The organism is Curtobacterium sp. MCBD17_013 (assembly GCF_003234565.1).
In the GTDB taxonomy this organism is placed as follows: domain Bacteria; phylum Actinomycetota; class Actinomycetes; order Actinomycetales; family Microbacteriaceae; genus Curtobacterium.
The window spans coordinates 23,006-36,412 of record NZ_QKTU01000007.1 but is presented as its reverse complement, the minus strand read 5'-3'; the positions used below and the strand labels follow the sequence as shown (position 1 = coordinate 36,412).

The following is a 13,407-nucleotide window of genomic DNA, read 5'->3' as shown; positions in this document are numbered from 1 at the left end:
AGAAGGGGGGACAAACCGGACGGGAGGTACGTTCAGGCCGCGCCCACGGCCTCCCGGTCCCAGCCGAGCTCGGTCCCGACGGCCCTGACGCCGGCGAGCAGGCGCGCGTTGAACTCGACGCCGAGCTGGTTCGGCACCGTCACGAGCACGGTGTCGGCGGCCGCGACGGCCGCGTCCTGGGCGAGCTCGGCGACGAGCTGCTCCGGCTCGCCGATGTACGAGCGTCCGAACCGCGCGAGGCCGCCGTCGAGGTGCCCGACCTGGTCCTGCCCCTCCACCTGCGCCCGGACGCCGAAGTAGTGGCGGGACTCGTCGTCGGTGATCGGGATGATGCTCCGCGACACGGAGACGCGCGGTGTGCGCTCCCAGCCGGACTCCGCCCACGCGTCGCGGAACCGCTGGATCTGCTCGGCCTGCAGCTCGTCGAACGGCACGCCGGTGTCCTCGGTCAGGAGGGTGGACGACATGAGGTTCATGCCCTGCTCCGCGGTCCACTCCGCCGTCGCGCGGGTGCCGGCACCCCACCAGATGCGGTCGGGGAGCGTGTCGGACAGCGGGAAGAGGGGCAGCGACCCCTCACGGCCGGTCATCTGCGGGTTCGCGTTCGCCATCGGCTGCCCGGCGATCGCCTGGCGGAAGATCGCGGTGTGCTGCCGGGCCATGTCCGCGTCGGTCTGCCCCGCCGCGGGCGCGTACCCGAACGACTCGTAGCCCGCGAGCGCCGTCTCGGGCGATCCCCGGCTCACGCCGAGCTGCAGGCGGCCGCCGCTGATGAGGTCCGCGGCCGCGGCCTCCTCGGCCATGTAGAGGGGGTTCTCGTACCGCATGTCGATGACGCCGGTGCCGATCTCGATGCGGCTCGTCCGCGCCGCGATGGCGGACAGCAGCGGGAACGGCGCGGCCTGCTGCGGCGCGAAGTGGTGGACGCGGAAGTACGCGCCGTCCACGCCGACCTCCTCGGCGGCGACGGCCAGGTCGATCGCCTGCACGAGGGCCTCGCGGGCGGACCGCACCCGGGACCCCGGCACGTTCTGCCAGTGCCCGAAGGACAGGAACCCGATCTTCTTCGTCATGTGCATGCGAACGCACGGACCCCGGCGAGCATTCCGGCCGGGAGGCACGCTGCGAGCCCGTCCCGCCACTAGCGTCGAGCAGGTGGCCGATGACGCATGGACGGACGACGACGCCCGGGAGGCCCTGCTCGCCGAGCGGGTCCGCTCACGCCGACTGCTCGGTGCCGTCGAGCGGAGCATGGACGACGTCGCATCTGCGCGGGACGGTGCGAACAGCGACGACGAGCACGACCCCGAGGGCGCCACGCTCGCCTGGGAGCGCGGGTCCCTCGGCGCGGTCCGTGACGACGCCCGCCGACGGCTCGAGCTCGTCGACGCCGCGCTGCATCGTCTCGATGACGGGTCCTACGGACGGTGCCTCGTCGGGGGCGAGCCCATCCCGCAGGCGCGACTCGCCGCCGTCCCCTGGGCGCGGACCTGCGTCGCACACGCGGGCTGAGTCGCACGCGGGATGACCGGTCTGCTCCGGTGTCGCTCGTGGCGGGACCGCTCCCGGTTGTCCGATGCCGGGCCTCCCGGTCGTCGCGGGGGGACATCACCAGCCGCACCCCCGGGGTTTCCCAGCCGGGGTTCCTAGCCTCGAGCCATGGACGGCGACCGCGTGCACACCGACGGGGCCGACCCCCGTGCCGCGGACGACGATGGAGCGGCGCGAGCCCCCGGACAGGCGCTCGTCGCGGCGCCGGTACCGCCGAAGCGACATCGGTTCCACTGGTTCCGCGACGTGCGAGCGTGGATCCACGCGCGGCCCCACGTGCACTTCGTCTACCGCGTCCTCGTCGGGATCGTCGGCGGCCTCGTCATCATCATCGGGCTCGCGCTCGTGCCCCTGCCCGGGCCGGGCTGGCTCGTCGTGTTCATCGGTCTGACGATCCTGTCGAGCGAGTTCGCGTTCTTCCACCGCATCTCGACCTGGCTGCGCCGGAAGCTGCACGACTTCTGGGATCGGGTCCGTCGGCACGCGCCGTCCTCGCGGATGCGGGCTGCAGCCGACCGGGGCAAGGCGTCGGTGGACGCGGCGCACGACGACGCCCATCGGTCGATGGGGGCCTCGTCGCGCTGATCGCGCTGCCGCTGCGGCTCCTCCCGCGTTGAGCCGCGCTTCGCCCTGTTGAACCGGGTTGTTCCGCGGTTCAACACGACGGAACGCGGTTCAACCGGGCGTGATCCAGGTCGGGGGTGGCGTCAGACGGTGCGGATCGTCCCCGTCGCGATGCGCTCGACCTCGTCGGCGGCGGCCTGCTCGAGCGCAGCGGTCCGGGGCGACCGGAGCTGGGCCACGAGCGCGACGACCGCCGCGAGCACGACGAACCCGCCGTAGGCGACGCTCACGGGCACGATCCCGACGCTCGGCTCGAACACCCCCGCGACGACGCTCGGTGCACCGAACGCCAGGTAGCTCGCGACGTAGATCGCCGACAGGAGTCCGGCCCGGTGCGCGGGGGACGCCGTGGCGAGCAGCATCCGCAGCCCTGCCTGGAACCCCGCCCCGAAGCCGACGCCCGCGATCACGGCGCCGACGACGACGCCCACGAGCAGGTGCGCGACGACGAACCCGAGCGTGACGACCGGCCCGACGACGAGCGCCACGAGGCCGAGCACGACCGCGTGACGGGCGTCCATGCGCTGGATGACGACCCCCGTCAGCGCACCGGTACCCGCGAACGCCGCGATGAACCCGCCCGCGGCCACGTGGTCCGTCACGCCGAACACCGCCGGCAGGAGGGACGGCACGATGGACAGGAACATCCCGCCGAGCGCCCAGCTCGACACGAGGGCGCCGACGACGCTGCGGAACAGGCGCTTCGACGACGCCGGGATCCCGAGGGTGGGGCGCAGGGACCGGAGCGCGCCGGGCTGCTTGCGGACGCGTTCCGGCACGACGACGAGGGTGGCCGCCGCGAGCACGAGCAGTGCGCCGAAGACGATGTAGACGAGTTGCTCGGGCAGCGGTGCCCACTCGACGAGCATGCCGCTCGAGAGCGCCCCGACCGCGAGGGCGATGGGCGGGACGGCGCCGTTGAGGACACCGGCGAAGGCGGGATGCCGTTCGAGTGAATGATCGAGGAGCGCCGCACCGAGGGCCCCGATGAGCACGCCCACGAAGACGCCCTGCACGATGCGGGCGACGATGAGCATCGCGACCCCGTTCGCGAGCACGAACAGCACCATCGCGGCGACGACACCGAGCGCACCGACCGCGAGCACGGGCTTCCGGCCGACGTGGTCGGACAGCGCGCCGGCGGTCAACAGGCTGACGAGGAGCCCGGCCACGTAGATCGCGAACACCCCGGTGAGCATGAGCGGGCTCAGGTGCCACTCGGCCGCGTACACGGGGTAGATCGGCGAGGGGATGGCCGACGACGCGACGGAGATGAACATCATCGCCGCGACGATCCAGAAGGCGACGACCGAGCGTCGCGGCTGGGTGGACACGGCCTGTCCGTGGTCGCTCGTGCGCTCCGTCGGTGCCATGCCGTTCCTCCTGGTCCTCGGGCTCGCGCCGCGCGGTCGCAGTACGAGCAGACTCGTACTGTACTCGCAGTACGACCGGAGTCGTACTGCCCAGTACTGGGTGGTAGCCTTCCGCGCATGTCAGCAGCCGTCGCCGTCGCCCCCACCCCGGCACCGCTCCTGCCGCAGCCGGACCCGGACGCGATCGCGCTGCCGAGCGTGATGGCGGCGCTCTCGGACCCCATCCGCCTCACCATCCTGCACCGGTACCTCGTCGACGGCGACGGATCCGAGCAGGCCTGTGGATGGGTGGGGATCGACCGGCCGAAGTCGACGCTGACGCACCACTTCCGGGTCCTGCGCGAGGCCGGCCTGCTCGAGCAGCGTCAGGACGGCCTCGAACGACGCAGCCGCGTCCGGACCGAGGTCATCGCCCAGCGGTTCCCCGGCGTGCTCGACCTCGTCCGCACGTGGCAGGTCCCGCCCGCCGTGCTCCTCGAGGACCTGCCGCCGCTGCCCGCACCGCGCACGGCCGGCGCGCACACCCCGGCTCGCGCGTGACGACGCAGCACGCCCCCGAACTCGCCCCGGCGCCCGCCCGCCGGATCGTCCCCGACGCCGCACTCGCCCGTGCGCTCGCCGAGGACCTGCGCACCGCGGGGTATACCGTCGACGCCGTGGACGCGCTCTGGGGCACGGACGCCGCGGCCGCCCTGCACCGTGGCGACCGCGTCCCCGCGCTCCGGGCCCTGGACGCACGGCGACGCGCCGGCATGACGACCGGTGCCACGAACGACAGCGCGGACGACCGAGCACCCACCGCCACAGCGCCCGTCGCCACAGCGCCCGTCGCCACAGCGCCCGTCGCCACAGCACCCGCCGCCACAGCACCGACCGCCACTGCGCCGACTCCCTCAGCACCAAGCGCCACAGCGCCGACCCCCACCGCCACGCTCGCCACGTGCTTCGTGCTCGGCGTCGCCGTGCCCCGGACCGACGCCGACGCGGCCCTGCCCACCGCCGGCGTCGAGGCGCTCGCCGCCGCGGGCCTCCTGCGCGTCGTGGGCGACCACGTCGTCCCGGCGGTCGACCTCCGGCCCTACGCCTTCGTCGACGACGCCGGCGCGGGCAGCTGGTGGATCCTGTCCGACCTCGGCGAGGCCGTGCTCGGCGGGCCGCTCGGCGAGGACCACGTGCTCGGCGTCGGTGGTGCCACGATGACCCTGAGCGGCCTCATGGTGCCCGTCCCCGTCCGTCGCGTGCTCGACCTCGGCACGGGCTGCGGGATCCAGGCGATGCACGCGCGTCGCCACGCGGACCAGGTCGTGGCGACCGACATCTCGGAGCGGGCCCTCGCGATCGCGCGGTTCAACGCCGACCTCAACGGGCTCGACGGCATCGAGTTCCGCCTCGGGTCCCTGTTCGAGCCCGTCGCGGGAGAGCGGTTCGACCGCATCGTGTCGAATCCGCCGTTCGTCATCACACCCCGGCGCGACGACGTCCCCTCGTACGAGTACCGCGACGGCGGCATGATCGGCGACGGCCTCGTCGAGACCGTCCTGCGCGTACTCGCCGAGCACCTCGAGCCGGGAGGCACGGCGCAGCTCCTCGGGAACTGGGAGTACCGATGGGGTCAGGACGGGCTCGACCGTGTCCGCGGCTGGTTCGACGACACCGCGTCGGCGCGCGACGTCGACGTCTGGGTCGTCGAGCGCGAGCAGCAGGACCCCGCCCGCTACGCCGAGACCTGGATCCGCGACGGCGGCACGCGCCCCGGCACCCCCACCCACGACCGACTCGTCGACGCCTGGCTCGACGACTTCGCCGCCCGACACGTCACCGCCGTCGGGTTCGGCTACGTCGTCGTCCGCCGACCGGACCCCGTGGCGGAGGCGAGCGGCGCGCCGAGCGGCGGGCGGGCCTCCCGGCTGCGGCGCTTCGAACGGATCGCGGACGCGCTCGGCAGCAACCCGACCGGCCTCGGCGCCGCCGTCGCACGGACGCTCGACGCCGTCGCGTGGTCGCGCGGGCACGACGACGAGGCCCTCGGGCGCGCGCACCTCGTGGTCGCCGGCGACGTGACGGAGGAGCGCCACTACTGGCCGGGCAACGACGACCCGACCGTGATCACCCTCGTGCAGGGCGGCGGGTTCGCGCGGCGCGTGGACGCCGACACCGCGCTCGCCGCGTTCGTCGGTGCCTGCGACGGGGACCTGTCGGTGCGGGCGATCGTCGAGGCGATCGCCGACCTCACCGGCGTCGGGGCCGAGGACCTGGCCGCCGATCTGCTGCCGCGCGTCCGCGCCCTGCTGCACGACGGCCTCCTGCGCCCGCCCGCCTGACCTGCTCGGTCCCGCTCGTCCCGCCCCCCCACCGCCGAGATCGCAGTCGTCGCCGTTCCGACGGTGGTCAGAACGGCGACGAGTGCGATCTCGCGGAACCGGCTCAGCGGCCGTCGCGCCAGCTGTACTGCGGGTCGTAGCCGATGAGCTCGCGGGCCTTGTCCGACGACAGGAGCGAGCTGACGCCGTCGATCGCGCTCTTCCGGGGGATGTCGGGGACGAACCGCTCGACGAGTTCGATCGTCGGCGTCGTCATGACGGTGTCCGGCGAGGCGATGATGAACGCCTCGAACCCGGTGAGGTCGCTCTCGACGGCCTTGCGAACGGCCTGGGCGCCGTCACGCGAGTCGATGTAGGACCACAGGTTGAAGATCTTCGCCTCGGGCTGCTCGTCCCACGGGTACGCGGGGTAGTCGGTCTCGTCCATGACGTTCGAGAACCGCAGGCCGATCATCTTGAGGGTCGGGTCCCAGCGGGTGAAGTGCCGCGCCATCTCCTCCTCCACGGCCTTGCCGAGCGAGTACGAGGACTGCGGGCGGACGGCGAACTCCTCGTCGACCGGCAGGTACGGCGGCTGGTGCTCGCCCATGGGGATCCCGAGCAGCGTCTCGCTCGACGCCCACACGACGTTCTTGATCCCCGCTGCCTTGGCCGCGTGGAACACGTTGATCGACGCCGTCACGTTGTTCGTGATGAGGGCGACGTCGGGCACGAGGCCCGGCGCCGGGATCGCCGCGAGGTGCACGACGGCGTCGACGGGAGTGTCGTACCGGTCGTCGAGCCCGATGAACGCGCCGAGCACCTGCCCATAGTCGCTCAGGTCGGTGCGGACGAACGCGACGCCCTCGGGCTTGTCCGGGGACGGCACCCGGTCGAGCAGGACCACGTCGTAGCCGTGCGCGTCGAACTCGCGCACCACGGCCCTCCCGAGCTTGCCGCTGCCACCGGTCACCACTACGCGCGTCATCGCGCCTCCTCGTCGTCGAGTCCCACCGGGCATCGAGCCCGGTCGCGGCCCCAGGCCGCCCGTCCAATCATGCCCGGTCCTGCGCATTCCGGCTCCACCCGGAGAATCGGCCGCGTGATCTGGCTTTCGATGCGGTCGTATCAGTAACATGCACCTCGGTGGACACGGCTGGTTACCGTGACGCCCGCACCGTACGTGGTCGTTCGGAGCGCGCCGCAGCCTCCTGATCCGGCTATCGGTGCCCCATCGGCTTCGGTGTGTCGATGCGCCCTCGTGGTCTCCACGAGGGCGCATCGTCGTGTTCGGGCCGCGGAGCGACGGAGAACAGCCAGGATGCGTACTGTTCCGCGATCGGACTGTTGACGGGTGACAAACGCACAGCGCGATGCGATCATGGACGCACCATCCCGTTCGGATCAGGGCCGGGATGGGCGCCTCGGCGGGGGAGGGGTCCTCACCACGCCGCCTCTCCCGCCGAGGTCAACCCCGGCGAGTGGCATTCCCTGATCGCCGGACGGTCCTGGTCCCCGTCGCCGGGTCGGGCGTCCGCGTCGCTCAGTCGGCGGGCGTCCAGCCCAGGCGCGGCGCGATCCGGTCGGCGACGAGCGACAGGATCCGACGATGGGACGCGGCGTCGCCGTTGGCGGGCAGCGTGATCACGAGCTGGTCGGTCGCGGCGACCGCGGGGTCCGCGAGCAGCGCTTCCACGATCCGCTCCGGTTCGCCGGCCAGCACCTTGCTGAACCGGAACGGCGGGGTGCCGGAGCGCGGTCGACCCTCGTCGTCCATGCCCGCTGCGTAGCTCTCGATGAACTCGCGGTGCGTGGCGGCGTCGGCGTCGGTCTCGAACGGCACGACGATCCGACCGATCGCGACCCGGCCGGTCCGACCCGGGTGCGCCTCCGTCAGGCGTTCGCGGTACGCGACGATCTGCGCGGCCTGGGCGTCCGCGAACGGCGCCCCGGTGTCCTCGGTGTTGAGCGTCGACAGATGGAGGTCGAGCCCCCGCTCCGCGGTGCGCACCGCCGTGCCCGTGCTGCCGCCGCCCCACCACACGCGATCGAGCAGACCGGCGCTGCGCGGCTCGACGACCAGGTCCTTGCCCGCCGGGATGCTCTCGTACCCGCCGCCGCTCGTGCCGAGGGCGTCGCCGCGGAGGGCCTCGAGGAGCCGCGCCGCGCGGGCCTCCGCTTCCTCGCGGAACGGACGGTCGACCGCGCCGAACAGCGGATCGAGCACCGGCCCGGACTGCGGGATCCCCGTGCTGATGCCGAGCTCGACGCGGCCACCGCTCAGGAGGTCCACGGTGGCGACGTCCTCGGCGAGCCGGATGGGGTCCTCGTACCGCATGCCGAGCACCGCGGTGCCGAAGCCGATGCGACGGGTGCGTTGTGCCGCCGCCGCGAAGAACGTCATCGGGCTCGTCAGGAACGGCTCGAAGTGCCGGCCGCGGACCCAGCCCGTGGCGTATCCGAGTCCCTCGGCGTGCTCGAACAGCTGCAGGCCGTCCTCGAGCGCGGCGGCCGCCCCTGCGGGCCCGCCGTGGTTCGGGACGAAGGACAGGAACCCGAGTTCGCGCAGCACGGACCCGAGCCTAACCCGTCCGGTCGTTGCGTTCGCATGCAAATACGCGCGATCGGTTCGACCGGACCACACCCCGGTCGACGACGCTCGCGACGCTGGTGGCCGCCCGGCCCAGGCGGGATGCGGGAGGATCGACCCACCATGACCGACGTCACCGCCCCGGCACCCCTGCTCACCGCGCTCCCGCCGGCCGGCGATCCCGACGCCGTCTACGCCGCCTTCGCCGAGTGGGCCGAGTCCACCGGCCGCCCGCTCTACCCCGCGCAGGACGAAGCCCTCATCGAGCTCGTCTCGGGCGCGAACGTCGTGCTCAGCACCCCCACCGGGACCGGCAAGTCGCTCGTCGCCGCCGGCGCGCACTTCGCCGCGCTCGCCGAGGGCAAGCGGTCGTACTACACCGCCCCGATCAAGGCGCTCGTGTCCGAGAAGTTCTTCCAGCTCGTCGACCTGTTCGGCCCCGAGAACGTCGGCATGGTCACGGGGGACTCCTCGGTCAACGCCGACGCGCCGATCATCTGCTGCACCGCCGAGATCCTCGCGAACACCGCGCTCCGGCAGGGGCCCGACGCGGACGTCGACGTCGTCGTGATGGACGAGTTCCACTTCTACGGCGAGTCCGACCGCGGGTGGGCGTGGCAGGTCCCACTCCTCGTCCTGCACCGTGCGCAGTTCCTCCTCATGTCCGCGACGCTCGGCGACATCGAGGTGATCGCCGACGACCTGTCCCGGCGGACCGGACGCGTCACCGCGCGCGTCACGGGGGTGTCCCGTCCGGTGCCGCTCGACTACGAGTACGTCATGACGCCCGTGCAGGAGACAGTGGAGGCGCTGCTGTCCGACGGCAAGGCCCCCGTCTACATCGTGCACTTCGCCCAGGCGGCGGCGCTCGAACGCGCGCAGTCCCTGACGAGCATCACGGTCGCCTCGCGCGAACGCCGTGACGAGATCGCGGCCGCGATCGGCGGATTCCGGTTCAGCGCCGGGTTCGGCCAGACCCTGTCCCGCCTCATCCGCGCCGGCATCGGGGTGCACCACGCGGGGATGCTCCCCAAGTACCGGCGGCTCGTCGAACAGCTCGCGCAGCGGGGCCTCCTGCCCGTCATCTGCGGCACGGACACCCTCGGCGTCGGCATCAACGTGCCCATCCGGTCCGTGCTGTTCACCGGGCTGACGAAGTTCGACGGCACGAAGATGCGACAGCTCTCCGCGCGCGAGTTCCACCAGATCGCCGGTCGCGCCGGACGCGCCGGGTACGACACCGAGGGCACCGTGGTCGCCGAGGCGCCCGAGCACGACATCGAGAACGCCCGCGCCCTCGCCAAGGCCGGGGACGACCCGAAGAAGAAGAACAAGGTCAAGCGCAAGAAGGCCCCCGACGGGTTCGTCTCCTGGGGCGAGGCCTCGTTCCAACGGCTCATCGCCGCGGAACCCGAACCGCTCGTGTCCCGGATGCGGATCACGCACGCGATGGTGCTCTCCGTGGTCGGTCGCGGTGGCGACGTCTTCGGTGCCGTGCGCGACCTCGTGTTCGCGAACCACGAGCCTCCCGCCCGTCAGTTCGCGCTCGCGCGGCGCGCGCTCACCATCGCGCGGACGTTGCTCACCGCCGGCGTCATCGAGCGGGTCCCGGCCGGGAGGCCCGGGGAGCCCCCGACGGTCCGGCTCACCGTCGACCTGCAGCCGAACTTCGCCTTGAACCAGCCCCTGTCGCCGTTCGCGCTCGCCGCGTTCGAGCTGCTCGACCCCGAGTCGCCGACCTACGCCCTCGACATGGTGTCCATCGTCGAGTCCACGCTCGACGACCCGCGTGCGATCCTCGGCGCGCAGCAGTTCAAGGAACGTGGCGAGGCCGTCGCCGCCATGAAGCGTGAGGGCATCGAGTACGAGGAGCGGATGGAGCTCCTCGAGGAGGTCACCCACCCGCGGCCGCTCGCGGAGCTCCTCGAGGCCGCGTACGAGGCCTACGGCCGGGAACAGCCCTGGGTGCTCGACTTCGCCCTGTCCCCGAAGTCCGTCGTCCGCGACATGTTCGAACGCGCCATGACCTTCGGCGACTACGTCCGCTTCTACGGGCTCTCACGCTCCGAGGGACTCGTCCTCCGCTACCTCTCCGACGCCTACCGTGCGCTCCGGCAGACGATCCCGACCGAGATGCGCACCGACGAGCTCACCGACATCGTGGAGTGGCTCGGCGAACTCGTGCGGCAGGTGGACTCCTCGCTCGTCGACGAATGGGAGGCCATGGTCGCCCCGCACCTCGTCGGCGACGCCCCCGAGGCGGAGATCGCCCCGCCCGCACCGAACCGCCTCACGACGAACACCCGCGCGTTCCGGGTGCTCGTGCGCAACGAGCTGTTCCGGCGGGTGCAGCTCGCCGCCCTCGACGACGCCGAGGCCCTGGGGGAGCTCGACGCCGCCGGCGGTCACGACTGGCGCGCATGGGACGCCGTGCTCGAGGAGTACTACGCCGAGCACGACAGCATCGGGACCGACGCCGACGCCCGCTCCATGCGGTACCTCGTGCTCGACGAAGCCGGGCCCGGGCGGACCTGGCGCGCCCGGCAGATCTTCGCCGACCCCGAGGGCGACAACGACTTCGGGATCGTCGCGACCGTCGACCTCGACGCCTCGGACGAGGCCGGGGAGGCCGTGGTCCGCGTCACCGAGATCGGCCGGTTCGACGGCTGGACCGAGGTCGACGTGGACTGAGGTCGGGCCGGCGGTCAGCCCTGCGCGGGGCGGTCAGCCCTGCGCGGGATAGAACGCCGACGACCGACCGTTCGGGTCGAGGTTGAGCAGGTCGCCCTCGTCGAGCCAGTCCCGATCGTGGAACCCGCTCTGCGGATTGAGCCACCGCAGTTGCGCGACCGTGATCCCGAGGCGCTTCGCCACGGTCACCGCGCGGTCCCCGTGTGCCACGAAGTACTGCATCGGCGTGCCCGAGGCGTCCCGGACGATCGTGCCGTAGGCGTACGGGACCGCCGGCGCGATCGTGCCGAGGTGGAACCCGGGGTACGGGGACGGCACGTGCCAGGTCAGGGGCGCGGCGGCGAGGACGTGGTTCGCCCACGACGGGATCGTGTTCGTGGCGGCCTCGGCGTCGGTGTTCACCGGAACGAGCACCACGCTCCGCAGGAAGCTCGGGTCGTTCCCGGCCTCGGACAGGTCGTCCACGATCGGCGGTTGCCCCCCGGCGCCCCACTGGACCAGACCGATCGCCCCGAAGTCGTAGCCGTCCCCCTGGTGCGCCACGCTCGGGCGGAACTCGAGCGACATCGGCTGGGACACCGTCGTCCGGAACCCCGACAGCTCAGCGGTGAACGTGCCGTCACCGTCCGAGACCACGCGCACGTGTGCGGACGTGTCGCCGCTGGGCGACGTGACGTCCGTCTCGACGACCACCGTGCCGCTCGGCAGGGACGTGTGCTCGTGCTCGTCCACCGTGGTGTCGGGAGCCGTCGTGGCCTGTGCTGCCGGCTGCGACGGCCTCGCCGAAGCGTGCGCGTCGCGCGGATGCGGCGCGGGTGCTGCCCCGTGACCGGCACCGAACACGCTGCAACCGGCGAGCGCGAACGTCACCAGCGCCGCGACGGCAACGCCGGTCGCACGAGCCCCCATGGCTCCCCCCTCGTCAGCCGGAGCCTAACGGCTCGCGCGCGACCGGGACAACCGGCGGACGGAGGGCGTCACCCGGATGATCCCCGCGCGATCTCCCGGTGTCACTTGATGCTCGGGCGGGCGCTCAGAAGAGCGTCGCGGGCGGCGTGGCCTCGGGTAACGGAGCCGGGTCGGTGACCTCGACCCCGGGCCACCCCGGCCCGTGCGGGACCTCGGACCGGCGCTGGTACGCGGTCGCAGCGGCTCGGGCGCGGGTGTCGGCGGCCTCGTTCATCTCGTGGCCGACGTGCCCCCGGACCCACTCGAACGTGACCTTCCGGCCCTGCAGTTCGGCGTCGAGTTCCTTGATGATCTCGACGTTGAGCACGGGCTTGCCGTCGGCCTTGCGCCACCCCTTGCGCTTCCAGCCGGCGAGCCATTCCGTGCAGGCCTTGATGGCGTACTGGCTGTCGCACAGGATGTGCAGCGGCTCGCCCGTGGCCTTCGTGGCGCGCAGCAGCTGGAGCACGGCCGTCAGTTCGCCCTGGTTGTTCGTGGCGCTCGGCCATCCGCCCGCGGCCCATCGGTCGTCGTCCACGTACCAGGCCCATCCGGCGGGGCCGGGGTTGCCGAGGGCGGAGCCGTCAGCGGCGGCGACGATCGTCACGGGACCTCCAGGTGTTGGCGAGTGCCGGACCACGGTACCCGACCTCGGCGGCTTGCCCCGGGCCTCCCGGCCGACCTGTGGACGACGATCAGGCGGGGCCGCGCTCGGCGATGCGCAGTGCGGCAACGAGCGCATCACCGTCCGCGACGTCCCAGAACGCGAGCTCCTGCGGGCCGAACAGGCCGTCGAGCCCCGTGTTGCGGTAGATCATCGCGCCCCTGGTCCGGTTGCCGAAGAACCCGCCGGACGCATCGGTCACCCATTCGACGCTGCAGTGCGAGCGACCTCGCGACCACGTCGTCGTGTGGTCGGTCCGCGTCACGGGCGTGTCCTTCGTCCGGCGCCCCGTGGTCACGAGGGCGCGACGGTCCGTGATGCCGTACGCGGTCACGCGCTTGCGGTGCCGCTTGACGATGAACCGACCGACGAGCATGTGGAGGCCGATCAGCGCGAACACGCCCCCGTACGCGACGAGGAACCGCGGGGCGCCGCCGCTCGCGGCCTCGGTGATCCAGAACGCGACGAACGCACACCACACGATGCTGAAGGGCACGAGGAACGCATCGCGCCCGGTGAACAGGACCGACGGGTCGCCCCGACCGCTCCAGAGCAGGTGCTCGCCGGGTTCGAGCTCGCGTGTCACCTGGTCGCGGGCGCTCGGGTCGTCACGAGGATCGGTCATGAGTTGACGCTACGGGCATCGTTGACGACCCGCTCGCCGCA

12 protein-coding genes are annotated in these 13,407 nt (G+C 72.5%); 5 read left to right on the top strand and 7 right to left on the bottom strand.

Features of this window, described 5'->3' with window-relative positions:
• Positions 1-32: 32 nt before the first annotated feature.
• Positions 33-1,079, bottom strand: a complete 1,047-nt coding sequence (locus DEI81_RS09240; RefSeq protein WP_181435365.1) for an LLM class flavin-dependent oxidoreductase — start codon at positions 1,077-1,079, stop codon at positions 33-35.
• A 76-nt stretch (positions 1,080-1,155) separates the two neighbouring features.
• Between DEI81_RS09240 and DEI81_RS09235 the strand changes: the two genes are divergently transcribed.
• Both DEI81_RS09235 and DEI81_RS09230 read left to right on the top strand, forming a co-directional pair.
• Complete coding sequence (locus DEI81_RS09235; RefSeq protein WP_111010430.1) at positions 1,156-1,512, top strand: TraR/DksA C4-type zinc finger protein; 357 nt, start codon at positions 1,156-1,158, stop codon at positions 1,510-1,512.
• A 147-nt stretch (positions 1,513-1,659) separates the two neighbouring features.
• Complete coding sequence (locus tag DEI81_RS09230; protein WP_111010429.1) at positions 1,660-2,136, top strand: TIGR02611 family protein; 477 nt, start codon at positions 1,660-1,662, stop codon at positions 2,134-2,136.
• A gap of 122 nt (positions 2,137-2,258) precedes the next feature.
• Here the strand turns inward: DEI81_RS09230 and DEI81_RS09225 are convergent, their stop codons facing one another.
• Entirely contained in the window at positions 2,259-3,548 is a 1,290-nt protein-coding gene (locus DEI81_RS09225) for an MFS transporter (protein WP_111010428.1), read from the bottom strand.
• A gap of 117 nt (positions 3,549-3,665) precedes the next feature.
• On the opposite strand from DEI81_RS09225, the gene DEI81_RS09220 reads away from it, so the two are divergent.
• Positions 3,666-4,088, top strand: coding sequence for a helix-turn-helix transcriptional regulator (locus DEI81_RS09220; RefSeq protein WP_111010427.1), 423 nt, complete (start codon positions 3,666-3,668; stop codon positions 4,086-4,088).
• Positions 4,085-5,869: a methyltransferase gene (locus tag DEI81_RS09215; RefSeq protein ID WP_258368595.1), complete on the top strand. Its 1,785-nt coding sequence runs from the start codon at positions 4,085-4,087 to the stop codon at positions 5,867-5,869. The genes DEI81_RS09220 and DEI81_RS09215 overlap by 4 nt, the downstream gene beginning before the upstream one ends.
• Before the next feature lie 103 nt (positions 5,870-5,972).
• Here the strand turns inward: DEI81_RS09215 and DEI81_RS09210 are convergent, their stop codons facing one another.
• Both DEI81_RS09210 and DEI81_RS09205 read right to left on the bottom strand, forming a co-directional pair.
• Positions 5,973-6,836, bottom strand: a complete 864-nt coding sequence (locus DEI81_RS09210) for an NAD(P)-dependent oxidoreductase (RefSeq protein ID WP_111010426.1) — start codon at positions 6,834-6,836, stop codon at positions 5,973-5,975.
• Between the two features lie 555 nt (positions 6,837-7,391).
• Positions 7,392-8,420: an LLM class flavin-dependent oxidoreductase gene (locus tag DEI81_RS09205; RefSeq protein WP_181435364.1), complete on the bottom strand. Its 1,029-nt coding sequence runs from the start codon at positions 8,418-8,420 to the stop codon at positions 7,392-7,394.
• A 141-nt stretch (positions 8,421-8,561) separates the two neighbouring features.
• On the opposite strand from DEI81_RS09205, the gene DEI81_RS09200 reads away from it, so the two are divergent.
• Complete coding sequence (locus tag DEI81_RS09200; protein ID WP_111010532.1) at positions 8,562-11,129, top strand: RNA helicase; 2,568 nt, start codon at positions 8,562-8,564, stop codon at positions 11,127-11,129.
• Positions 11,130-11,162: 33 nt separating this feature from the next.
• Here DEI81_RS09200 and DEI81_RS09195 read toward each other — a convergent pair whose 3' ends face one another.
• From DEI81_RS09195 to DEI81_RS09185, 3 genes are all read right to left on the bottom strand, one after another.
• Complete coding sequence (locus DEI81_RS09195) at positions 11,163-12,038, bottom strand: hypothetical protein (RefSeq protein WP_111010425.1); 876 nt, start codon at positions 12,036-12,038, stop codon at positions 11,163-11,165.
• A 124-nt stretch (positions 12,039-12,162) separates the two neighbouring features.
• The gene (locus tag DEI81_RS09190; RefSeq protein WP_111010424.1) at positions 12,163-12,684 is read right to left on the bottom strand and encodes a ribonuclease H; all 522 of its coding nucleotides are present in this window, start codon (positions 12,682-12,684) and stop codon (positions 12,163-12,165) included.
• Between the two features lie 88 nt (positions 12,685-12,772).
• The gene (locus DEI81_RS09185) at positions 12,773-13,366 is read right to left on the bottom strand and encodes a hypothetical protein (protein ID WP_111010423.1); all 594 of its coding nucleotides are present in this window, start codon (positions 13,364-13,366) and stop codon (positions 12,773-12,775) included.
• Positions 13,367-13,407: the final 41 nt, after the last annotated feature.